20 protein-coding genes are annotated in these 23,122 nt (G+C 52.1%); 2 read left to right on the top strand and 18 right to left on the bottom strand.

The window, feature by feature from the left end:
* A partial coding sequence (locus QF669_03410; GenBank protein ID MDP6456495.1) for an alpha-isopropylmalate synthase regulatory domain-containing protein occupies window positions 1-193 on the top strand: 193 nt, incomplete at its 5' end.
* Window positions 194-410: 217 nt separating this feature from the next.
* Here QF669_03410 and asd read toward each other — a convergent pair.
* From asd to QF669_03390, 4 genes are all read right to left on the bottom strand, one after another.
* On the bottom strand, window positions 411-1,472 hold the full coding sequence (asd, locus tag QF669_03405) for an aspartate-semialdehyde dehydrogenase (protein ID MDP6456494.1): 1,062 nt from the start codon (window positions 1,470-1,472) through the stop codon (window positions 411-413).
* Window positions 1,473-1,480: 8 nt separating this feature from the next.
* Window positions 1,481-3,913: a bifunctional aspartate kinase/homoserine dehydrogenase I gene (gene thrA / locus QF669_03400; GenBank protein MDP6456493.1), complete on the bottom strand. Its 2,433-nt coding sequence runs from the start codon at window positions 3,911-3,913 to the stop codon at window positions 1,481-1,483.
* 284 nt (window positions 3,914-4,197) lie between these two features.
* Window positions 4,198-6,525: an efflux RND transporter permease subunit gene (locus QF669_03395; protein MDP6456492.1), complete on the bottom strand. Its 2,328-nt coding sequence runs from the start codon at window positions 6,523-6,525 to the stop codon at window positions 4,198-4,200.
* Between the two features lie 7 nt (window positions 6,526-6,532).
* Window positions 6,533-7,990 (bottom strand): sodium:solute symporter family protein, encoded by a 1,458-nt coding sequence (locus QF669_03390; GenBank protein MDP6456491.1) that lies wholly within the window; start codon window positions 7,988-7,990, stop codon window positions 6,533-6,535.
* Between the two features lie 166 nt (window positions 7,991-8,156).
* Between QF669_03390 and QF669_03385 the strand changes: the two genes are divergently transcribed.
* Window positions 8,157-10,313, top strand: a complete 2,157-nt coding sequence (locus tag QF669_03385) for a thioredoxin domain-containing protein (protein ID MDP6456490.1) — start codon at window positions 8,157-8,159, stop codon at window positions 10,311-10,313.
* Window positions 10,314-10,725: 412 nt separating this feature from the next.
* On the opposite strand, the gene hflX is transcribed toward QF669_03385, so the two are convergent.
* From hflX to QF669_03315, 14 genes are all read right to left on the bottom strand, one after another.
* Window positions 10,726-12,012, bottom strand: coding sequence for a GTPase HflX (hflX, locus tag QF669_03380; protein ID MDP6456489.1), 1,287 nt, complete (start codon window positions 12,010-12,012; stop codon window positions 10,726-10,728).
* Window positions 12,009-14,102 (bottom strand): BatA domain-containing protein, encoded by a 2,094-nt coding sequence (locus tag QF669_03375; protein ID MDP6456488.1) that lies wholly within the window; start codon window positions 14,100-14,102, stop codon window positions 12,009-12,011. The genes hflX and QF669_03375 overlap by 4 nt, the downstream gene beginning before the upstream one ends.
* The gene (locus tag QF669_03370; GenBank protein MDP6456487.1) at window positions 14,099-14,677 is read right to left on the bottom strand and encodes an SEC59/DGK1/VTE5 family protein; all 579 of its coding nucleotides are present in this window, start codon (window positions 14,675-14,677) and stop codon (window positions 14,099-14,101) included. Before QF669_03370 ends, QF669_03375 begins: the two co-directional genes overlap by 4 nt.
* Complete coding sequence (locus QF669_03365; protein ID MDP6456486.1) at window positions 14,677-15,441, bottom strand: PASTA domain-containing protein; 765 nt, start codon at window positions 15,439-15,441, stop codon at window positions 14,677-14,679. The genes QF669_03370 and QF669_03365 overlap by 1 nt, the downstream gene beginning before the upstream one ends.
* Window positions 15,438-16,769 (bottom strand): 16S rRNA (cytosine(967)-C(5))-methyltransferase RsmB, encoded by a 1,332-nt coding sequence (gene rsmB, locus QF669_03360; protein MDP6456485.1) that lies wholly within the window; start codon window positions 16,767-16,769, stop codon window positions 15,438-15,440. Before rsmB ends, QF669_03365 begins: the two co-directional genes overlap by 4 nt.
* Window positions 16,759-17,685: a methionyl-tRNA formyltransferase gene (gene fmt / locus QF669_03355; protein MDP6456484.1), complete on the bottom strand. Its 927-nt coding sequence runs from the start codon at window positions 17,683-17,685 to the stop codon at window positions 16,759-16,761. The genes rsmB and fmt overlap by 11 nt, the downstream gene beginning before the upstream one ends.
* A gap of 26 nt (window positions 17,686-17,711) precedes the next feature.
* Window positions 17,712-18,239, bottom strand: coding sequence for a peptide deformylase (def, locus tag QF669_03350; protein ID MDP6456483.1), 528 nt, complete (start codon window positions 18,237-18,239; stop codon window positions 17,712-17,714).
* 8 nt (window positions 18,240-18,247) lie between these two features.
* Window positions 18,248-18,562, bottom strand: coding sequence for a preprotein translocase subunit YajC (yajC, locus tag QF669_03345; GenBank protein MDP6456482.1), 315 nt, complete (start codon window positions 18,560-18,562; stop codon window positions 18,248-18,250).
* Between the two features lie 194 nt (window positions 18,563-18,756).
* Window positions 18,757-18,978: a hypothetical protein gene (locus QF669_03340; protein MDP6456481.1), complete on the bottom strand. Its 222-nt coding sequence runs from the start codon at window positions 18,976-18,978 to the stop codon at window positions 18,757-18,759.
* A gap of 133 nt (window positions 18,979-19,111) precedes the next feature.
* Window positions 19,112-19,333, bottom strand: coding sequence for a hypothetical protein (locus tag QF669_03335; protein MDP6456480.1), 222 nt, complete (start codon window positions 19,331-19,333; stop codon window positions 19,112-19,114).
* A gap of 243 nt (window positions 19,334-19,576) precedes the next feature.
* Window positions 19,577-19,738, bottom strand: coding sequence for a hypothetical protein (locus tag QF669_03330; GenBank protein ID MDP6456479.1), 162 nt, complete (start codon window positions 19,736-19,738; stop codon window positions 19,577-19,579).
* Window positions 19,739-19,787: 49 nt separating this feature from the next.
* Entirely contained in the window at window positions 19,788-20,150 is a 363-nt protein-coding gene (locus QF669_03325; protein MDP6456478.1) for a heavy metal-associated domain-containing protein, read from the bottom strand.
* Window positions 20,151-20,172: 22 nt separating this feature from the next.
* Window positions 20,173-22,677, bottom strand: coding sequence for a heavy metal translocating P-type ATPase (locus tag QF669_03320; GenBank protein ID MDP6456477.1), 2,505 nt, complete (start codon window positions 22,675-22,677; stop codon window positions 20,173-20,175).
* Between the two features lie 348 nt (window positions 22,678-23,025).
* Window positions 23,026-23,122: transcriptional regulator (locus QF669_03315; GenBank protein ID MDP6456476.1), on the bottom strand; the 97-nt coding region annotated here is incomplete at its 5' end.

Here is a 23,122-nt window from a genome sequence, read left to right as displayed (position 1 = left end):
GGTACGGGTGCTGAATGAAAAGCACGGAACCCAATCGAAAGTACGCGTGTTGATTGAATCCAGTGATGAACACTCATCGTGGTCTACCGTTGGCGTTTCAGACAATATCATTGAGGCGAGCTGGCAGGCACTCAGTGACAGTCTCAATTATAAGCTTTTTAAGTCCCAACCATACAGAAAAACTCGCCGTTGATGCGGCCCACCACGCGTAATGGACAGCAGAATCACTAAAATTCGAAAAGAGATTGACAGTCTCGGTGATCGCTCCAGTGTGCACGGGACAGATCTCAGATCTGGGCAAGGAGAGCTATCTTGAAGGGTTGAGGAAGCTGGTTCAGGAACGGCCGGTGTGATCGCTTGATTTGTCGCCTCATCACAAAAGAGGAAAGAAGGGCAATTATCCTCTGCCTTCACGCAATGATCCCCTTCTCCACCATTAATTCCGCATTCAGAATTGCTCCACCCGCCGCGCCGCGAACCGTGTTGTGCGACAAAACGGAAAACTTGTAGTCGAGAACAGGGCACGGCCTAAGTCTTCCGATGCTCACCGCCATCCCCCCTTCTAAGTTCCTGTGGAGTCTGGGCTGGGGAGAAGAATCTTCGTCGAAATAGTGAATTGGCCGCTCCGGCGCTGAAGGCAGATTCAGCTGCTGAGGCTCACCCCGGAATTGCCTCCACGCTTCCGTGATCTCCTCCCGGGTAACTTCTCTTCTGAGCCTCACGGAGACAGATTCCAGATGCCCATCACTCACCGGAACCCGGTTACATTGGGCGCTGATGGCCAGCTTCGTCGGCTCAATCGCTCCGTCACTAAGCTGACCAAAGATCTTCAGCGGTTCGGTCTCCATCTTTTCTTCTTCGCCGGGAATGAACGGAATCACGTTGTCCATGATGGCAAGGCTCGAGACGCCAGCATAGCCCGCTCCGGAGAGGGCTTGCATGGTGACCACACTCACCGCCTCCAGCCCGAATTCATCTAAGAGAGGCTTCAGTGCCATCACCATGCCGATGGTGGAACAGTTAGGGTTTGTAACGATCATCCCTCCGCCGTTTGATTGAGATTTGACCAGACTGAGATGGTCAGCATTGATCTCCGGCACGAGTAGGGGAACTTGGGGGTCCATCCGGTGATTTCTTGAATTGGAGACGACGACATACCCGGCCCGCGCGAACTCAGCCTCCACCTTTCCCGCCACTGCTGAATCGAGACCGGAGAAGACGATCTTGCATGGGAACTCAGGCACGCACCTCTGGACATTCATCTTCGCGGATGCGGGCGGAAGGAGCGCTGTCTGGAACCAGTTGACCGCTTCCCGGTACTCCTTTCCGGCGGAGCGCTCCGATGCCGCTAGAGCGGTGATCTCGAACCACGGATGGTCAGCTAACAGTTCCACGAATTTCTGCCCCACACTGCCCGTGGCTCCCAGGATTCCCACCGAAATCCTCCGCTCACCTTTCTGTTTCGCCATCATCACGTCCCCTACTCCGCCGCCCGCAGGATGTCTGACAGTACACCGGCGGCGGTCACCGACGCCCCGGCCCCCGGTCCCCTGACGATGAGCGGATGCTTCCGGTAGTGCTCCGTCGTGAAGACGATCATATTCTCACTCCCCATGAGCGAAGCAAAGGGGTGATCGTTCTCCACCTCCCGGAGACCGACGTCTGCCCGTCCGTCCTCAAAAGAGGCCATGTAGCGCAGCACCTTTTTGCTCTCTTCCGCATAAACGCGCTTCTTCTCGAAATCATCGTCGAAGTCAGCGAGATAATCCAGAAATTCTTCCACGCTTTCCGCGCCGTCGCTCCCTTGCGGCAAGAGGTTCTCGATGGGGATGTCCGCTAATTCCAGCCCGTGCCCCATCTCTCTGGCGAGGATCAGCAGTTTGCGGGCCACGTCGAGCCCGCTCAGGTCGTCTCTCGGATCAGGCTCTGTGTAGCCGAGATCGCGCGCCTGACGAACCACCTCACTGAATCTCGCGTCTCCGCTAAAGGAGTTGAACAGATAGCTCAGCGTGCCGGAAAGGACGCCCTCTATCTTCAATACCCTGTCGCCGCTCTCCACAAGACTCCTGAGTGTGCCAATGACCGGGAGGCCTCCGCCCACGTTCGTCTCATAGAGAAACTTCACACCGTTCTGCCGGGCGCCGGCCCGCAACTGCCAGAACTCCTCCCACCCGCGCGTATTGGCGATCTTATTGGGAGTCACGATGGAGACCTTCAGCGAAAGAACTTCGCGGTAACGGTCGGACACTTCTTCGCTTGCGGTACAGTCCACGAAGATCGTCTGATCTGACTTGTTCAGTGACATGGCCTGAATGAACGCTTCTATATCGGCCGCGGCCCCGGACTCGCTGAGCCTGTATTTCCATGAATCGGTCGGGATTCCCTCAGGATCCATGAGCATCTTGCGGCTGTTCACCAGTCCCGCAACCGTGACAGAAAGATGACCATTCCGGGCCTGACCGATGAGTCTCAACAGTTCTGCTCCGATAAGCCCAGTTCCCGCAATGAAGAGATTAATCGTCTTTTGCGCAATGCCGAAAAACGCCCGGTGGAGCGCCCGCAGAGCCCTAGGTTCATCCCGGTGATCTATGACAATAGAGATGTTTTGCTCGGAGGAACCTTGAGCGATAGCGACAACATTGATACCGAGATTGCCTAAAGCGCTGAACACTTTGCCGGAGATACCCGGTGTGTGCCGCATATTTTCTCCCACCACCGCCACAATGGAAAGATCGGACTCAATCCTGACCTCATCAATTAACCCTGCCTGCATCTCGAGTGCGAATTCTTCCTCAATGGCTTCTTTTGCCAGCTTTGCCGCTTCCACGCTCGCCGCAAAGCAGATAGAGTGTTCAGACGAAGCCTGTGAGATGAGGATGACGTTGACGTCCTGCCGGGAGAGGGCCCGGAAAAGTCTTCCTGATGTACCCGTCACCCCGATCATGCCGCTCCCTTGCAGCCTCAGCAGAGCAACGCCGGAAATGGACGATATCCCCGTGATTAGATTCTCCTTCTTCTCCACCTTTTCCCTTATGACCGTTCCGGGAGACTTGAGGTTGAACGTGTTGCGGATGCGGATAGGAATCTGCTGGGACATGGCCGGCTGCATGGTAGGTGGGAAGATCACCTTCGCCCCGAAATGGGATAGTTCCATCGCCTCTTCATAGGTCAGCGACTCGATGGACACAGCATCGGGAACCTCTCTCGGATCGGCCGTCATGACGCCGTCCACGTCTGTCCAGATCTCGATTTCATCCGCCCCGAGAGCGGTACCCACGATGGAAGCAGTGTAGTCGGATCCGCTCCGCCCCAGCGTCGTGGTCTCGCCAGCCTCACTGGAACCGATAAAGCCCGTGACGACCTGAAGCGTCCCCCGCCCCTCAAAGTACTCTCTGATCTTCTCCAGAGTCAGCGGCATGTTGACTTGGGCCGAGCCGAAGGTCCTGTCAGTCTTGATCACTTCGCGAACATCGAGGAAATCAGCATCCGTACCTCGACATCGCAGACAAGCGGTGATAATGGTTGCTGACAGTCTCTCCCCGAAGCTCAGAACTGTGTCCTTCGTCCGGAGCGAAACTTCCTTCACCATGGAGATCCCTCGGAGTAACTCCTCCAATTCGGTGAAGAGGTCGTTCAAAATTGATTCTGTCCGGGAACGATGTTCCTCGGCGATTAGTTCTCTTACGACGGTGAAGTGCCTTTCCTTCAAATCGTTGAAGGAGACTTTATATCCGCCCTGGTCCATCTCGGCGGATGAACTCATCTCGATTAACTGATCGGTAACGCCGCCGAAAGCGGAAACCACCACAGCTCTCGCCTCTCCGTACTGAGCAACTGACTGTATGACATTAAGGACCGCCTCAATCCGGTCCGGTGTGCTGATGGATGAACCGCCGAATTTCAGAACCTTCATCTCTCGTCTTTCTCCTTTCATCTCGCTGAGTTGCCTGAAATAAAAACCCCCCACTGTTGTCCTTTCCAGTGGGGGGTTCTAAGAAACGGTATGAGCTACGCCGCTACATACTCTCCCCCGCACCAGTCGTCATGGTGCCGCCCATAGTCATTGTCATGCCGGTGAAGGGGATGGCAGTCGCGCGCATCTCAAGATTCATTCTCATAACCGGCTGCGAATTTAAACGGAGGGAGGGCCTGATCCAAACATTTTCTCGGCAACTGACGTCATTACTGTTGTTTCTTTCAAGCATCACTTCCTTGTGCCTCATTGTCATACGTATGTCGCAGCCCCGGAATCTTCGGCCTCGCCAGGGTCAACACCGCCGGCAGGAAAAAGAGGTCACCCAGGAGCGCACCCACCATAGTCATGGCTGACAAGAAACCGAAATCCCTGCTGGGACTGAAATTCGAAGTCACCATCACGATGAAACCAGCCACCAGAATTACACTTGTTGAAATGATCGCCTTGCCGGTGGTCAACAAAGTCTGTTCGTTGGCGAGCTTGTACTTCCCGTGACTGGCGAAAAGCTCCTGCCGGAACCGCGCCAGAAAGTGAATGGTGTCATCCACCGCGATTCCGAACGCGATGGCGAAGGTCATGGCTGTCGTCGGCCTTAGTTTGATATGAAACAGTCCCATCACCGCGGCAATCATCAACAGTGGAATGATATTCGGTATCATCGAAAGTGAGGCAAGTTTGAACGAACGGAAGAGAATCAGCATGGAGACAAAAATGACGCCGAAAGCAATGGTGAAGCTGAGTACAAGATTGCGCACAAGATACTGATTCGTTTTCAGTGCCATCAGAGTCGTGCCTGTCAACTGAACGTGGAGATCATTCGTAAGGTGACTGTCACACCACGCCATGATCTCTGCGGAAATCTCCTGAGCCCGCCTTGATGTAACATCCCTGATTCTGCCGGCGATGCGAGTACTTGAATAGTCGTAGTTGATGAGAAACTCGAATTCTTCCTCATGCAGCATGAGGTATTGCGCAATCAGCCCACGCGATTCAGGGATCGTGAAGAATTCTGCTTCGCCGGCGTGGAATGCCCCGTTCATCTCCTTAAGATAGTCACCGATGGAAAGCGTCTTGCCGATCTCCGGGATGGAGGATAGCATCGCCTGAAGCCGCATCACCTGTCGCACAACATGAGGATCCTTGATGCCGTCCTCCACTTCCTTTCCATTCTCCGTCACGGTCACCACTACTTCAAGTGGCAATGCACTTCCCATCTCATCTTCCATAAAGTGAATATCATCGTACAACTCGTTGCCGCGGCTGAGATCCTCTAAGAGTGATGAATGGGGATCGACACGCAGCGCCAGAAAACAGAAGGCAATGACGATGATCGCCGCGATGTATACTATCCGCCGCTGATGAAGATTGACGACAGCTATGATTCTCGTTATAACTCCGTGGCGCACGCTGCGGCTGGCGCCATACAGTCTCTTCTGAGACGGTCTTTTAAGTAAGACAAGCATGGAGGGGATGAAGGTGATCGAGCTGATGAAGGCAAAGATGACGGCAATCCCCACCATGAGACCGAACTGCCGCACGATGACGATATTTGTACTCATGAGAGAAAAGAAGCCGACAGCGGTTGTAAGACTCGTAAGAAGAATAGCTGTGCCGATCTTCTTCACAGTTTCCGCAACGGCTGTCAGCTTATCACTGTTGTGCGTTAACTCTTCGTGATATTTCACAAGGATATGGATAGAATCTGCCACGCCGATAATGAGGACGAGCGTGGGAACGATGTATGTAACGATGTTTATGGTGATCCCCAGCAGAGCCATGACACCCATGATCCAGATGTCAGCCATCAGCACCGTGACCATGGGAAGAAACACTCCTCTCAACGTCCTGAAAAGCAAGAACAGAACGACCACCAGCACAACCGTCACGGGCAGAAGGAAATTAACGAAGTCATCCAGCATATACTGAACGTAGCGCGTCCGCAAGACAGGGATTCCGGCTTCGTGCCACTCCCACCCGGTATGCGCCTGAATTTTACTAATCCTGTCAAGAATTCGTTCGCGATCCTCGTGATTGTTGTAGTCATCACTGACTGAGATCAGAAACGCGGCCAGTTTCCCACCGGGTGAAACAAGATTTTCAACTAGAAGCGGCGTAGACAATACACGCTGTTTCAGCTCAGCCAGACTGTCAGCATCTTGCGGAATAGTGCCGTAGAGCGGCGCCAAGACCAAGTCTTCAGATTGTTCAAACAGTTCCACATTCGCCAGAGAAGTCACCTCTTCCACGCCTGCAATATTCTCAAATCCGGAGGTCAGCTCATGAGCTTTCTGAAGATTTTCCCCGGAGAACGGATCATCCGCCACATAGATCAGATAGATGACATCATCTTCGCGCTCGAACTCTTCCCGGAACTCAAAATAGGCGTCCACCTCAGGGTCGTTTCTAGCAAACAGATTCTCTACCGTAAAATCAAACTCTAATCCACTTGAGAGAGCGGCGAGACCAATGGTGATAAGAATGAGGATACCCAGCACGAGGCGCGGCTGCTGAATCTGAAACTGGATAATTCGCGACAGAGAATTCTTCACGGCTCACTCACTGCGCGACAATATCCGGTCCACCCTTCGCACGGCCGGTAAGCAGACTAACAACGATGAGAGCGAAGACGGAGACGGAAATGGCGGGCAGTACTTCGTCCAAATTTCCGTAGAGAGATGCAGGGATGAGCGTGTGAACGAACGGCGCTTCCTTCCACAAGAGAGTGACAATCGTTCCGGAGAGGATCGAAGCGACGGCACCTTCCTTGGTGGCACCCTTCCAGAAGAAGGCAGCGACGAGAGCCGGCGTGATGGCGGCGCCGTAGATGGTATAGGCATAAAGCGCCTTTTCAAAGAAGCCTGTCGATTCGGCAAATCCTTTCGAAACGGCGTAGGCAACTAGACCGAGAATCAGCACAACAAGCCGGCTGAGGAACACGATCTTCTTTTCACTCGCACTGGGATTGATGTAGTTCAGATAGACGTCGCGGATCAGCGTTGTGGCTGGTACGAGCAGATAAGAGTCCGCCGTGGAAATGATGATTCCTACGATAGTCGTCATCATGATGGCGCCAAGGAAAGTTGGCAGGAACTGCCGCGAGGCGTAAATCAAGACGTGACGTCCATTGGCCGCATCAGTAATCATACTGGAACTTACCCAGGCCGAAGCAATGATAAGAAGCTCGATGATCAGCACTGCCAGTACCAACACGATGGTCGCCGAAGTGGCTCCCCTCGCACTCTTACTGGCCGAAAAGCGCTGATACATATTGGCGTCGCCAAGTACGAGGAGAAACGGGGGCAAGCAGAAGTTGATAATATCCATTCCGGAGTAGACACCCCAGAACTGCATGTGGTCGCCCTTTCCCATTCCAGTAAAGGCTGCCTCCATGCCGCCGAAGCCCCCCGCCTTAATCCAGAGAATGGGGAATGCGATTACGAGAGAAACAGTCATGATAATGCCGTTGCCCACATCGGTGTAGGCGACGCTCACCAGTCCAGCCAGCAATGTGTAGATTATGATAAAGGCAGCTGCAAGAATCGTGGCCATCTCGGACGAGATGAGAGCATTACCATTCGCATCGGTCAGGATGATGGTCAGCACCGCACCGCCGGCATTGTACTGATAGCTGACAATGACCATGTACGCCAGAACTAGAGCAATAACGCTCAGCATCCGGGCGCCCGGACCATACCGCTCACCTATGATCTCCGGCACAGTGAACTTCTCAAAGGCCCTCACTTTCCCAGCGATGCGAGTCAGAATGAGGATGCCGAGCGTCCCACCGATGGGCAGGATCAGGGCCGCCATCCCAGTTTCGTAGGTCTTGCCGGCGTTCCCCAGGATCGATCCTGTACCGATCCAGGTAGCCAGCATCGTCCCCACGAGAATCCAAGGTGTCAGCTTCCTCCCCGCCACGGCGAAGTCGGTCTGAGTGTGAATCTTGCGCGATTTGTAGATGCCGACACCCATCAGGATGAATAGATAGACGAGTATAACGTTCAGGTAGATCATCTGTCGCTCAGGAGTCGCGGATTCCACGGAGAAGTTGATGGAGTAGTTGAAATGTTCATTGAAGATTCCTGGACGATTAGAAAAGACGGAAGTTACAGCAGACTCTATGGTTTTTCAATGTCTCTCCTTGTTTTCACAATAGACTCGCGCTAAACTTTTATCAGGCATGCTGGACAAAACCATAGCTCGGGGCGTGATCGTCCTGGCGCTGCTTTCAACGGGCTGTCAATCCATCGAAGGGAAAAAGGCATTGAACCGGTTGGCCGACGAAAAGAGTCCCTACCTCCTTCAGCACGCGGACAATCCCGTGGATTGGTATCCGTGGGGCGAGGACGCTTTTGCAGCGGCGGCAGAACAGGACAAGCCCATTTTCCTCTCCATCGGTTACTCCACCTGCCACTGGTGCCACGTCATGGAGCACGAATCGTTCGAGGATACGTCGGTGGCGGATCTCATGAATGAGTATTTCATCAGTGTCAAAGTGGACAGGGAAGAACGTCCCGACATAGATAACATCTACATGACGGTATGTCAAATGTTGACGGGCGGTGGCGGGTGGCCTCTCACCATCGTCATGACGCCGGACAAGAAGCCGTTTTTTGCCGGCACCTACTTTCCCAAGGAGGGTCGCTTCGACAGAATGGGAATGTTAGACCTTGTGCCGCGCATCGGAAACATGTGGCGCAACGATCGCGGAAAACTCCTCACCTCCGCCGATAAGATCGTCAATCATCTTCAGTCCGCCTCGTCTCCCGTCGGGACAGAAGCACTGAACGAACAGACACTCAAGAAGGCCTACCAGGAATACGTTGACCGATTTGACAATGAAAGGGGCGGACTCGAGGGCAGAATGAAATTCCCAACGGCACACAACCTCTCCTTTCTACTGCGCTACTGGAAGCGGACGGGCGAAGGCAACGCCCTGCAGATCGTTGAGAAGACACTTCAGGAGATGAGAAAAGGGGGAATCTGGGATCATGTAGGACTGGGCTACCACCGCTATTCTACCGATCCCGACTGGCTTGTTCCCCATTTCGAGAAGATGCTGTACGATCAGGCCGTCAGCAGCATCGCCTATCTGGAGGCATATCAGGCGACGGACAAGGAAGAATACGCCCGCACCGCCAGGGAAATCTTCGCTTACGTGCTGAGGGATATGGTCTCACCCGAGGGGGGGTTCTACTCGGCCGAAGACGCCGACAGTGAGGGCGAGGAAGGCAAGTTCTATCTGTGGACGGCGCAAGAGATAACGGATATCCTTGGAGAGAATGACGGAAGACTTTTCAACAGAATGTTCAACATCAGAAAGAGCGGCAACTTCCGAGAGGAGGGAACAGGAGAGAGCAACGGCCGGAACATTCCTCATCTGAAGTTTGACGTGCCAACACTAGCTGACAAAGAAGACATTGCCGAGTCCGAGATGTTGCGCAAGATGGAAGAGATGCGGAGCCGCCTCTTTGAAGTCCGTGAAAAGCGTGTTCATCCTCTGAAAGATGACAAGATCCTCACCGATTGGAATGGACTGATGATAGCGGCGCTAGCGAAAGGGGCTCAAGTGCTTGGTGACGAAACGTACGCAGCCGCGGCCACGAAAGCTGCTGATTTTGTTCTTGACAGACTGATGACGGAAGACGGCCGTCTGATCAAGAGGTACCGGCAAGGCGTCGCCTCCTTTCCCGCCCATCTAGAAGATTACGCGTTCACCCTCTGGGGACTGCTTGAACTGTATGAGGCGACCTTTGAATTGACGTATCTGTCACACGCCACGAAACTGACAGATACCATGATCGACCTCTTCTGGGATGATGAGAATGGAGGATTCTTCTTCACTGCGGACGACGGCGAGGCGCTGATCGTGCGAACAAAAGAGATCTACGATGGTGCGATCCCGTCGGGGAATTCAGTGGCGGCTTCGGTTTTGCTTCGTACTGGCCGCATAACCGGGAACACGGTGTATGAAGAGAAGGCGGCGATGATTGGGAGCGTATTCTCGCCGCAGGTGGAGCGGTCGCCTTCGGGCTATTCTCAACTCCTTTCGGCCATCGATTTTGGTCTCGGTCCCGCTCACGAAATCGTCATCGTAGGAGATCCGGAAAGCCGGCAGACCGGACAGATGCTCAGGAAAGTGCAGCAGATGTTTCTACCCAACAAGGTTATCCTGTTCAAATCGACAACCTCTTCCCCATCCTTGCTAACGGAAATTGCGCCATTTACGGAAACCCAGTACGCCATCGATGGCAAGGCCACCGCTTATATCTGCCAGAATTATGTGTGCAACGCCCCCACAAGCGATGTGGCAAAGATGACGGCGGCGCTGAAATGAGCCTTACGACAAACTTTCGACGGCAGGAATTCCGTGTACTCTACTCGTTTTGTCATTCCGAACCGAAGGCAGAACCCCCACGAAATATCCGAGCCGCCTGACGCTTTCTCTTTCATTCGTCCCAGATTTCACCTAAACTATAAGTGCGATCTTTGAAAGATTCCCCCGCTTGGTTTCGGCAATATTGGAACCTTCAATTAATAACAATAGGGAACTGTACTCCGGGTGGGAAAAACAGGCCTTCCCCGACACAAGTGTCGGGGTAAAGGAAGTTTGCCCTATCCGGGAGGTGCCCACCGTGAATAAACGGCGTTCCAAATATCGTCACCAGTCGGGGGATTTTTTATGTTTAAAAGCGGTAATTCAAGCTATGCCGTTAACTTGTCCATTTAAGACAAATAATAGTTAAAACTTACCTCGCCACCGTCCGCTTTCTCCGTGCAAGCTTTTCAACTCGGTTCACAACAGCATTGTCTCCCCTGATTTTTAGGTACACACCGTCCTCCTCGTAGCTCGTATCCAGTACTTCGACCTCGTTATAAACAAACGCAATCTCTTTCGTCAAACTATGGTCGAAGACAACGGTTCGCGTACAAAATGACTCTTCAATCACATCATAAATAGCACCCATAAGCGAGTCCAATCTGAGCCTGCTCAGGGCTGAGACAAAGATCGCTTCTTCGAATCTCGATTTCAGCCCCTGAAGCTCCCTCCCCTCTTCAATAAGATCAACCTTGTTCATCACCAGAATCTGCCGTTTTCTGTTCGCTCCGATACCGGTAAGAACTTCGCGTACCGTTTTCAGATGGTCATCTACAGCAGAGTTGTTGGCGTCGAGGACAATCAAAAGCAGATCAGCCTCAAGAACCTCCATAAGTGTACTCTTGAATGACGCCACCAGTGTATGGGGTAGTTTGCGGATGAACCCAACCGAGTCGCTCAGCAACACCTTGTGTCTTGAGTTCAGTTCCAGCGTACGTACCGTCGTATCGAGAGTGGCAAACAGCTGATCCCGCGTCACGATGTCCGAGCCGGTGAATGCATTCATGAGCGTTGATTTGCCGGCATTGGTGTAGCCCACAAGGGCGACGCGAAAGAGGCCTTTCCTGCGCTTCCCTTGCGTGGCGCGCTCCCTGTCGATCTTCTCCAGTTCTTTCCTCAGCTTCGCAATTCTGTCACGGATCAGACGCCGGTCCACTTCGATCTGCGTCTCACCGGCGCCGGCCCGAGTACCGATGCCGCCCATCTGCCGCTCCAAATGTGTCCAGAGGCGGGTGAGGCGGGGAAGCAAATACAGCAGGTGTGCCAATTCAACCTGAGTCTTGGCTTCCTTCGTCTTGGCGTGCTGCCTGAAGATGTCAAGGATCAACCCCGTCCGGTCCATCACCTTGATAGTCTCTGTCAGTCTCAGGAAATTTCTTACATGCGAGGGTGAAAGTTCATCATCGAAAATGATTAGCTGTAGATCGAGCGCTTTTGCCTGCTGCACGATCTCCTCCGCCTTCCCCTTGCCGATGAAATATCGCGGATCAATCTTCTCCCTTTTCTGGAGCACCCGTCCCGCCACTTCCGCTCCAGCAGTTTCCGCCAGTAAGGCGAGCTCGTCTAGGTGCTCTTCCACCGTCTCCTTCATCATGCCCGAGTGGACTGCGCCAACTAACAGCGCCCTTTCGTGCTGATGCTCCCTCTTATCAATCACGATGACTCTTCCTCCTTCCGCACCCTGCCAACCCATGTTTCCAGAGCCAGCACCGCCAAGGCTGCCAGAAGGAACGGACGCCACAACTCTGTCCCTCTGCGCGCCTCACTAACAGCCAGCAAAGCATCTTCGTCAGCATCCACGAGCCGGCTCCTCTGTTCCGGAAAGAGGCGCATTAATTCCTTGCCTCTGAGGCGCCGGCCAGGATCTTCGGATTCAGCAATATTGACTACAAAAGAGGCTATCTCATTCTTATCTGCAAAAAGATGATAGACTCCAACTTCGTCGGTTCCAGCTATATTGAGCTGTTCTTTCTGATAGTCTGGCACCATCAGCACCCTTTTCCCTGACGGTTTCACCAGCGTCAGTTCCCTGGAGATGACACTGCCAGAAAGGGGGACAGTCAATTGTGAGTCAATTTGCAGCATAAACCCATCCGATATTTCACCGGCCAGATAGACCAGCATGCGATGAAGGAGCGGTACAAAAATTCCTCTCACGGGAAAGTCTGTCCAGCGAAGATCCGGCAGAGTGGTGAAGACGAGAACAGAAGCGAGATGTCGACGGAATTCCATCAGTAGCGGATCGCTGTCTGACAGCGATAGTAAAACGTCCCCGCCGGTGGACGATGCCATGCGGACATGAGAAAACAGTTGCGGCATTTCACTGGTCAGCTCCTTTACCGGAAAGTTATGCAGTAGCGGATGCTCTTCTGCAATGTGATCCACCGAGTGAAATGCGTCACTTCCGAGAACGATGAGATCGGTGGCCCGGGGAATTGCGAAAGCACTCCTGAGCAACTCTCCGCCGGAGGTCACAATTCTGTCACCGAGGAAGATGATGACACCTCCGCCGTCGCTCGTAAACCGCTCTACCTCACGATACGCGCTATTACTTAAAACCGACGGATTCAGAAGAATCAGTACATCCACCTCATCCAGTGACAATTGTGCCAGATCCGAAGATATCTGTTCTTCAGTTTCAACAAACTGTGACTGACGATTGATGGAATCAAGAGCGAACTTCAGAGGTGACATTTCTTCCGCCGAGGAAGCGACAATCTTGCAGCGAATCCTGTCAGGAACGTAAAACTGGAAAAACCGTTGATTGTCGTGACCGTAATCATCTTCGGGTATCTCCAGAACAGCATGGACGGTACCCGTCTTACCAGGAAAGGCTTGAAAGGCAAAGTTCTTCATTTCCAGGGGAGCGAAATCTGAAACGACCTGACCGACCCTGTTATTTTCAAAATAGAGTTGAACCGGGGTGTTGTTCTTAAGTACGTCTGCCTGGTTGCTGATATCGGTGGTGACAGTCATCAGTTGATTTGGCATCAGCAGACTGGACGCAACGGTAGCGGACAGAATTGTCATATTATCTTTCAGAACCGGTTGCGGAAAAAGATAGAAACGCCAAGCGGCGGGCGAGTCGGAGATGTTTTGCGAATAGAGTTGCCACGCTTCCGGCACAGTGGCAGGAAAATCACTGAAAATGTAGAACTCACGCGTCGCCACCTTCCCCGATTGACCCACGTTCAAATCTGACTGATTCAGAACAGTGTTGACACCGTGCCATAGATCATCTTCCAGTGTGGTCTCATCGATAGTACTGATTACCTGTTCAACCGTTTCGATGGAAACCAGTTTCTCGGAAAGTACCCTCTTCAGGGGCGATGACTGATAGATCTCGATAAAGGGGGAATCTTGCATACCGCCAAGGAGTTTGAGAACCGTCACCTTGGATCGCTGCAGAAGCGATTCACCATTCACGGTTGCGGATATAGAAGCTGAATTATCCAGCAGGAACGTCAGTCTGGCGCTTTGATCGCCCGCCGCCCAGACCGGGAAATAGCCCACCTTCACAGGGCGGGCAAAGACCATCACAAGCAATACAATGGCTATGGTTCTCAGGATGAGCAGTATCCACTGGCGAAGCTTCAGCTGCCGTATCGTTTCGTGTTCCAACTCTTTGATAAAACGGACGGTGCTGAACTCAACCTTTTGCACACGACGATTGCTGACAAGATGGATGATGAAGGGGACAGACGCGGCAAGAAGTCCCCATAGCAGCGATGGAGCCAGAAAACTCACGCGATAAGATTCACCATCGAGATAGAGATGGCAGCGGAGAGAGGTACGAGGAGATTGTCATTTACGGGAGATGGTAACAGTTCTACAAGGGTAGCCACCAGCGCAGCAATAAATGCGGCTTGTCTGGGTATCCCAGGCATGACAAAGGATAGTAATACGGCCACAATCAGGAAGGTAACAGTACCTTCAACGGTTTTATCCAGCAACGGTCTTCTGCCCCATCGCTTCCCTACAAGAGCAGCCATGGAGTCAGCAAGGGATAGCACGAGAAGGGCAAAGACAGCGACATGTTTTTCGAACAGAAGGATAGTCAGAAATGCAGCGCTGAAGACAAACGTGGCACCCGTAAAACTGTGATCCTCCTTTTGTCGCACAACAGCAGAAAACAGTTGTTTGAACAAGCGGGCAAAGAGAGAAAATCTCAAGCGCAGCAACTCGCCAGCAACAAGAAGTGCAGCACAGATGCCGACGATCCACAGAATGGTGATCCTGTCCAATAGAAATAGATATGCTAAAGGGAAAGCGGAGGAAGCAATATGAATAAGTTTACGGTAGATCTCGTTCCGGAATTCCATCACTTTCTCTCCGGAGACGTCAGCTTATTGTAGACATCGTTAAGATCGAGAATGCTCACCGTCAGATCGATAGGCATGGAACGGGGCAGAATAGTACCCACCTCCACCGACTGATCCAGAACCGTGTAAGGCACCAGATCCTCATTCTGCCGATAGGTGACACGACCCACTTCCAGATTGGCTTCCTGCAAGAGTTGTTCTGCTTTGGCAAGGCTGAGACCGAAGAGTTGAGGGACCTGATAGAAGTCCGGCGGTTTCCCCTTACTTACGATAAGCGTCAATCCGCTCCCTTTTCTCAGGTGGTCGGCCGGCCTGGGGTATTGCCACCTGATAACATCCTTTGGTACTTCCTGGTCATACTCCGCGATAAGGGAATCGATAGACAGTCCAGCTTCGGTAATCTCGAGCTTTGCACTCCTGATAGACATCCCCACTACATCTGGTACCACCACCATTCTTGCCTGCTCTGCTACCGTGAGACGTATTGTGCGCCCCGGCTTCACGCGCCTCATAGCACGGGGATACTGGTCGATAACCGTTCCGGGGGCAAAACGATCAGTATATTTCACATCTCCCTTTTGGGCGGAAAAACCTTCAAGTTCGAGCCGGTGCCTCGCCTCTTCAAACGGAAGACCATTTAAATCCGGCAGGAAACGGGCGTGCTGATGCCCCACATAGAGCGGCATGATTATCCTGTCTAGAACCAGCAGACAGATTCCAACAACAACAGCCAGAGCGATGATATAACGATAGATTGATTTCACTTTTTCCGTCTCAAACTTACAGCAAAAACACCATCAATTCCATTATCTGGCGGAAAAGTGACAAGTGCACCACCATCATCAGCAAAAGCACTAACAGAATCCGGCAGTGGCTGAATTTCGAAATGACGCGTCTTATTCATAAACATTTCAACTACTCCCCAGTTCTCTTCCGGTTCCAGCGAACAGGTGGCATAGATGAGCTGTCCGCCAGATTTTACGAATGATGACATGTGCCGTAGGATCGATTCCTGAAGCTGCATCATTTCCGGTAGGTGAGAAGGGCGGCGTCGCCACCTCAGATCTGCCCGTTTGGCCATCACACCGGTACCGCTACACGGCACATCCAGCAAAACCACATCGCCCATGGGAAATTCATCCTTTGTGGCATCTTTTCCGCTAATCTGAACGGTCTTGAGATCAAGTCTGGAGACAGTTTGTTTCAAACGCTGCAGGCGAATTTCATCGGCGTCACTGCTGTGAATAATAACATTGTCGCTCAGACGTTCCGCTAGATATGAGGTTTTACCGCCGGGAGCAGCGCAAGCATCGATAAGCACTCCTGCAAAATCTTCCTCAACAAGATGTGTGACAAGTCCCGCCGAGACGTCCTGAAATGAGAAATAACCGTTCTGGAACTGTACCGATGCCCGCAAGTCGGAAATGTTATTCACCATGTAGAAATCACCCGCAAACGGATTTTGTCTCCATTCGATTTGGTTTTGCGAAAGGAACGCTTCGCATTCTCCGCTGCTCACTTTCTTCCTGTTTCGTCTGATGGAGAACTGCGGTATCTTATTATTCCATTCACATAACTTTAGTGTGCGGGCGAGGTCAAAACTGTCGATCCACTTCTCGATCATCCACTGAGGGTGCGACGTGACAGTAGCAATCCTGGATGGCCGATCCTCGCTTGTTAACCGCTCCGGCCGTGGTAGATGAGATGGCTTGATCTGCCGCAGCACAGCGTTCACCAGTCCACCCGCTTTCTTACTCACTTGTTCAGTCGTCATTTGAACTGCCTCATTTACTGCGGCATAGAGCGGCACTTGCTTTCTGAAGACAATCTCATAAGCACCCAGTCTCAGTATGTTCTGCAGAACGATGTTAGAGCCGGAGAAATCGCCTTTGAAGAAACGGGTAAGCAGATGATCGATGTATCCCCTCCAGCGGGTGACTTCCTGGACGAGAAATGTGACCGTAGGACGGTCCGGCGGCGCGGCGGATGACTGAAAGTAGTCAACCAGAATCTGTGACAGCTTTTTCCCTGAGCGGTCAAACTGTGTCAAAATCTGAATAGCGTGGAAGCGCGCATTTCCCTCAGGCCCCAAATCTTTCCCCCGAAGATAGTTTGAAACCTTGAAGAAATTCAGCCACTGTCATGCGGCGCTTCCCTTCCAGTTGAACATCACTCAACTCAAGGCTACCTGAACCGCACGAGACGACGAGAGTGTTCTTACCCGCATTAATAATTTCACCGGGCGACGCGGGGGAGCGGGCCGAAAACATCGTCTTGAAGATCTTGATTCGCCGGCCTTTTATAAATGTATAAGCTGAAGGGGCCGGAGAAAGCGCCCGCACCAAATTACGGATCCGGACAGCAGATTTATCCCACCGAATGTGGCACATATCAGGTTTTATCTTGGGTGCCTTTGAGGCTATAGAATCGTCTTGTGGAGTTGGTATCAGCGTGTCGTGTTCGATTCCGTCCAGCGTCTTCATTATCAGCGATGCCCCCAGATGGGACATCCGGTATGAAAGAGAACCGTAATCATCATCAGGATAGATGACAATCTTCTCTGTCAGTAAGAGGTCACCGGTATCCACCGTTGGCGCCAGGATAAACGTTGTCAGACCGGTTACGGAATCACCATTCAGCAGCGCTTTCTGGATGGGAGCCGCGCCGCGATACTCAGGCAGCAAAGATCCGTGCAGGTTTATACACCCCTGTTTCGGTATGCCGAGTAATGTTCGCGGTAATATCTTGAATGCCACTACTACAAAGAGGTCAGCATTCAATTCTTGCAACGACGCAGCCAGCGACTCGCTCTTCAGCGACTCAGGCTGTAACAGGGGAATCTCGCTCTGCCTTGCGAAAGAAGCCACAGGACCGGCAGTCTGTTTCATCCCCCTGCCTTTCGCTGTATCAGCCGAAGAGACCACGGCCACTACCTCATGGCGACTGTTGGAGAGGGATGATAGTGTGGGCAACGCAAAAACAGGGTTACCCAGAAAGACGATGCGCATCGCGCGAGAGTTAAATTTAAGTCCTCTTAAGAAGAACTTCGGATTAAACCGCCGTGACCGGATTCAAGTTCTTTAAGTCGGCTACTGAAGCGCTGTTTCTGAAGGGGGCTGGCGTGATCAACAATGACCCTGCCATTCAGATGATCCATCTCATGCTGTATGACTCGAGCCATTAAACCTGTGTACTCGTTTACATGTTTTTCACCGTTCAGATCCTGATAGGCAAAACGGACTTTTTCGGCACGCTTCACTTCTACCCTGATTTCCGGTAAACTGAGACATCCCTCCTCCATGACCGATTCCCCCCATCTCTCAAGAATCTCGCCATTAACAAATGCAAAAGGTATATCCCACTCATCCGTATGAGTGATATCCACAACCATCAAGTTGAGATCTCTGGCTATCTGATTAGCCGCCAGTCCGATCCCATCCTCCTCATACATAGTGTCGAACATATCATCGACCAGTTCGGTAGCCTCTTCGAAGTTTTGCACAGGCATCATTTTCCTGCGCAGGATGTTGTCACCATAGATTACCACTGGAAGACGCACCACTTCGAATCCTAGTTTTCTTTCTTGGATCCGGCAAGTCCTGCCACCGCCGATTTACTGACGCGCAAGTCGACATTTTTACCCACACTTAGGATCACGATAGAGTCCTTCTCCTTGAATCCAGCAACTGTTCCGTGAATTCCTCCGGAAGTAACCACCTTGTCACCTTTCTTCAGATTAGTCAGCATCTCTTTCTTTTCCTTTTGCTGCTTCATCTGCGGTCGAATCATGAGAAAATAAATCACAAACATGATAAGGATAAACGGCAGGAATCCAAGGAAGCCTCCACCAGCTGCACCACCTGTTTGACCGTATAGAAAATCCACTAGAATTATCCTCCTTTTCCGGCGGCGAAGTTACGCTTGACCCTCGCTAAAACCAAGTCAATTGGAGGTCTGTTCATTATCAGAAACTACATACAATGAAAATCCCAATCCGCTGCGGTAAAGAACATCACCGCCGAAACAGGTTGGGATGGACTGACCGCCGTTTAAGGACGACGGACTACTGATATGTCGGTCTAGCTTTTGTAGATCCAGAGGAATACCAGCAGAGCAATAAGGCCTACTATGCCTTCGGATGCAAAACTGCTGACGATTCCCCCAACGTTTTCAACCACGCCTGTCGTCCCGGGAAAAAGTATGTCGATAACGACAAATAGAAGAACAAGCGCTATACCAAAATCGAAGATATCCTTCAGCCAGCCTGTGGTACTCTTCAGGGTGTCTCTTAATGATGCCATAGGTTGATTCCCCTTTCTATCTGCTTTACGTATACCTCCCCCATCGAATGGGGAGGATCTCACGGACAGATGAATCGATAATAGAGTGTTCGTCCTCCCCGAATGAGAGGACGACCACTCTACTTAACTAGCTCTATGATCTGTAGATCGACAGGAAAGCAAGGAAGGTAATAAGCCCTACCACGCCTTCATCAGTGAAACTGGCGACAAGATCAGCGACGTTGCCCACAATGCCGGTGGTATCACCGAACAGAACGTCCACTACCAAAAACACAAGGGCTAATGCGAAGCCCAGATTTACTATGTCTTTGGCCCAACCGGTTACTGTGGCAAATGTGTCTTTTAAGCCAGCCATATTCTACCCTCCTACTTGGTTTGTTATGATGTATGACCAATCCACTTCTCAAAAATAAGGGAGAGTGATAGGTCACTTTCTTTCGGAAAGTTTAGGGGCAAAAGAGGAAGATATTGTGACCGCTCCGAGATCATCAGTCATTATCAGTGCAGGGATGATAGCCAGATTTTAGCTAAAAGTCAAGAAAAAAGTGGTATATACCATCGGAGCCAGCCAACTATAAAAAGAAGCGTCCGTGGAGTGCTACGATGGGATTGGGCGGATCTTGAACCGTTTTATCTCAATCTGTGACTGCTCTCCGGGAGTAGTCCAGACCATCATCATTTCGTCACCTACAGCGACCATTCTAGGATAACCGCTTCCACACCCGGGATTAATGTTTCCCACTACTGAAGGACTCCCCATCGAGCCGCCGGAAGTATTAGAGCTAACCCCAATTCCCAGTACTTTTCTCTCAATTGCTGGAAGGAAGTTTGCAGCATTTATCGAGATCGGAATAAGCTTCTGGATCGGCCGGCATCTCGTTCGCCTGATAGCCGACCGTGGCAATGGTCTTCTCTATAGTAGCGAGATCGATAACAGAAGCCTTGTAGGTAATGTGTGCCACCTTTTTTTCCATATCAACTTCCGCCTTTGTGATTCCTTGCACGTCAGCAAGAGCCGTCTCAATAGTTTTCTTGCACATACTGCACTGCATCGTTGGCAGATCGACATCGGTGTGCGCCTTGGCTTCACCGCATCCCACAAAAGCACAGGCAGTAGCCAGGATAATTACACCATTGATCAATCTCATTCTAACTTCTCTTTCAATTCTCATAACCACCTTTTCTCCTTTCGGTTTATGCTGTCTGCTCGAATTTCAGATTGCGAAGGCGAAGGGCGTTCCCAATGACAGAGACAGAACTGAAACTCATAGCCGCCGCGGCGATGATAGGGCTCAGGAGAATCCCGAAAAAGGGATACAAAATGCCCGCCGCTACCGGCACACCAACTGAATTGTAGACAAACGCCCAGAACAGATTCTGACGGATATTGCGCATGGTGCGCCGGCTCAGTTCCCTAGCCCGGACTATTCCGGTGAGATCACCATTAACGAGTGTGATCTCTGCGCTCTCCATGGCTACGTCGGTGCCAGTGCCCATAGCGATACCGATATCGGCTTGCGCCAATGCCGGTGCATCGTTGATCCCGTCCCCCGCCATAGCCACTACTCTACCCTCACTGTGGAGTCTTGCGATAGTCTGGTTCTTTTCATCAGGCAAAACCTGCGCATGCACTTCATCGATGCCGAGGCGACGTGCCACCGCTTCAGCCGTAGTCCTGTTGTCCCCTGTCAGCATTACCAGGTGAATGCCATCCCGCCGCAGCCTCGTAATAGTGGCAGGTGTTGTTTCCTTCACAAGGTCACCCACCGTAAAGATTCCCGCAGCCTCCCCATCTACCGCTACGAACATCACCGTTTCGCCTCCCCGCCGATGTGCGTCACCTTTCTCCACAAGTTGACCCAACTCAATCCCCAGATCTCTGAAGAATCTTCTGTTCCCCACTGCTACCACCTGGCCATCGATTCTGCCGGTGATCCCCTTCCCCGTAGCGGAGTTAAACTGTTCGACTCTCGTCAGTTTGAGGCCTTTCTCCACCGCTGCTTCGACGATAGCTTCTCCCAGAGGATGTTCGCTTGCCTGCTCCACACTTGCCACCATCCGCAACAACTCATCTTCATCGGTGCCGCCAGATACTTCCACCGCTGTCAGTACCGGCTTTCCTTCCGTTAGCGTCCCGGTTTTGTCAACGACGAGTGTATTTACTTTCTCCATGGTCTCTAAGGCTTCGGCATTCTTGATGAGGACACCTCCCGTAGCACCCTTGCCGATTCCTACCATGATGGACATTGGCGTCGCCAGTCCCAGGGCGCAGGGGCAGGCGATGATCAGTACCGCCACGGCATTCACCACGGCGTAGGCCATCTTCGGCTCCGGACCAAACAGAGCCCAGACGATGAACGTCACAATGCTGATCCCCACCACCGCTGGCACAAAGAAGGAAGCGACCCTGTCTGCAAGGCTCTGGATGGGGGCACGGCTTCTCTGAGCCTCGCTCACCATCTGGATAATCTGGGAGAGCAAGGTATCGCCACCGACCCGTTGAGCCTCCATGAGAAAACTACCCGTCCCGTTCACCGTGGCGCCTATGACGCTATCGCCGCTGCGTTTCTCCACCGGCATCGGTTCGCCCGTTACCATCGATTCATCCACCGAACTGGTCCCCTCCACAACCGAACCGTCAACAGGAATCTTCTCTCCGGGCCGGACGCGAAGACGATCGCCGGGTTGAACCTGCTCAAGGGGAATATCCTCTTCCGTTCCATCCTCCCGGACGATCCGTGCTCTCTTTGGCGCAAGTCCCAAGAGAGCCTTGATGGCGCCGCTGGTCTTGTCCCGCGCCTTCAGCTCAAGGACCTGCCCGAGAAGAACAAGGGTTATGATCATAGCGGCGGCTTCAAAGTAGACAGCCACCTCGCCGCCCAGACCGCGAAACGCCGCGGGGAAGATATCGGGAAAGAGCGCGGCCACAAGGCTGTATCCATAGGCGACGCCCGTCCCCATACCGATGAGTGTAAACATGTTCAGGTTTTTGTTAACGACGGAAGCCCACGCGCGCTCGAAGAACGGTTTGCCTCCCCACAGAACCACCGCTGTCGCCAGAACGAGCTGTATCCACTTCCCCGCCCACGGTGAGACCAGATCCCACCCAAAAACCATTTCACCCATGGCGATGACAACGATGGGAACCGTCATTGCAAGACTCCACCAGAATCTGCGACTCATATAGATAAGTTCGGGATTTTCCTCTTCCTCGAGGGTCACCTCAATCGGCTCCAGTGCCATGCCGCAGACGGGACAACTCCCGGGCCCGTCTTGGATCACCTCGAGGTCCATCGGACAAGTATATTTCGTCGAACCACCATCGTAACCAGCAGGCATCCCGGCATAATCGTCTTTACCGAGATAAGCTCCCGGGTCCGTTTTGAACTTGCGGAGGCAATGTTCGGCGCAGAAGTGGTAGGTTATGCCATCATGAGTGTGGCTACAGGCGGCGGATTCGGCTGTTACGGTCATGCCGCAAACGGGGTCTGTGAACGACTGTTCCTCCGACCTGACAGGACTTATTTGACCTGTCAGGTCGGATACCGGTTGTGCGAACCGGTCGGGGTCGCTGTCGAAAAGGTCGAGGCAGTACTGGGCACAGAATCCGTACTTGACGCCACTGTGCTCCCGAACGCCAACTGCCGCCTCCTCAGTAACGGTCATGCCGCAGATGGGATCTTTCAGGCTCTCCGGCATCTTTCTAAGCCACCAAAAGGACTGAGAACGCTAGCAATATTGCCGAGTTTATCCTGTGTTGGGTCATTACACCACACACCATTTCATCACCACTCTTACTACCTTAAAATTAATACGTAACTGAGCTTTCATGCTTATAACTTTTTCACGGCTCCCCCCATTGGTAACTTCGGAAAGCTCAGACAGGCTTAGACAGATGATTACCTTATGTGTTAACGGGTTGTTAACGAATGTGTTAACGCCCCCCAATTTCAACTTTATGCTTCTCAACCTAAAAACTCAACCGCAACCTGAAAACGAACGGGGTACGGTTGTAATGATATAGCGCACACATTGTTAGCAAATTTTTTATTGAGGTAATTGAAATACTTCTTCCACAGTGCAATTAAGAGTTCTTGCGATTTTCAATGCAAGTACTGTAGATGGCACATATACTCCATTTTCT

Source organism: Candidatus Neomarinimicrobiota bacterium (genome assembly GCA_030743815.1).
Lineage (GTDB): Bacteria > Fidelibacterota > Marinisomatia > Marinisomatales > S15-B10 > UBA2146.
Note: the sequence above shows the minus strand (reverse complement) of the source record. Positions and strands in the feature narration are given on the sequence as shown.

Excerpts from the sequence above, each read along its gene's own strand:
- fmt (MDP6456484.1), bottom strand. The coding sequence starts at position 17,685 with ATGCGCATCGTCTTTCTGGGTAACCCTGTTTTTGCGTTGCCCACACTA.
- QF669_03325 (MDP6456478.1), bottom strand. The coding sequence starts at position 20,150 with ATGAGAATTGAAAGAGAAGTTAGAATGAGATTGATCAATGGTGTAATT.
- QF669_03385 (MDP6456490.1), top strand. The coding sequence starts at position 8,157 with ATGCTGGACAAAACCATAGCTCGGGGCGTGATCGTCCTGGCGCTGCTT.
- asd (MDP6456494.1), bottom strand. The coding sequence starts at position 1,472 with ATGATGGCGAAACAGAAAGGTGAGCGGAGGATTTCGGTGGGAATCCTG.
- QF669_03330 (MDP6456479.1), bottom strand. The coding sequence starts at position 19,738 with ATGGGGAGTCCTTCAGTAGTGGGAAACATTAATCCCGGGTGTGGAAGC.
- QF669_03320 (MDP6456477.1), bottom strand. The coding sequence starts at position 22,677 with ATGCCGGAGAGCCTGAAAGATCCCATCTGCGGCATGACCGTTACTGAG.
- QF669_03370 (MDP6456487.1), bottom strand. The coding sequence starts at position 14,677 with ATGGAATTCCGGAACGAGATCTACCGTAAACTTATTCATATTGCTTCC.
- QF669_03335 (MDP6456480.1), bottom strand. The coding sequence starts at position 19,333 with ATGGCTGGCTTAAAAGACACATTTGCCACAGTAACCGGTTGGGCCAAA.
- QF669_03340 (MDP6456481.1), bottom strand. The coding sequence starts at position 18,978 with ATGGCATCATTAAGAGACACCCTGAAGAGTACCACAGGCTGGCTGAAG.
- thrA (MDP6456493.1), bottom strand. The coding sequence starts at position 3,913 with ATGAAGGTTCTGAAATTCGGCGGTTCATCCATCAGCACACCGGACCGG.
- QF669_03390 (MDP6456491.1), bottom strand. The coding sequence starts at position 7,990 with ATGATCTACCTGAACGTTATACTCGTCTATCTATTCATCCTGATGGGT.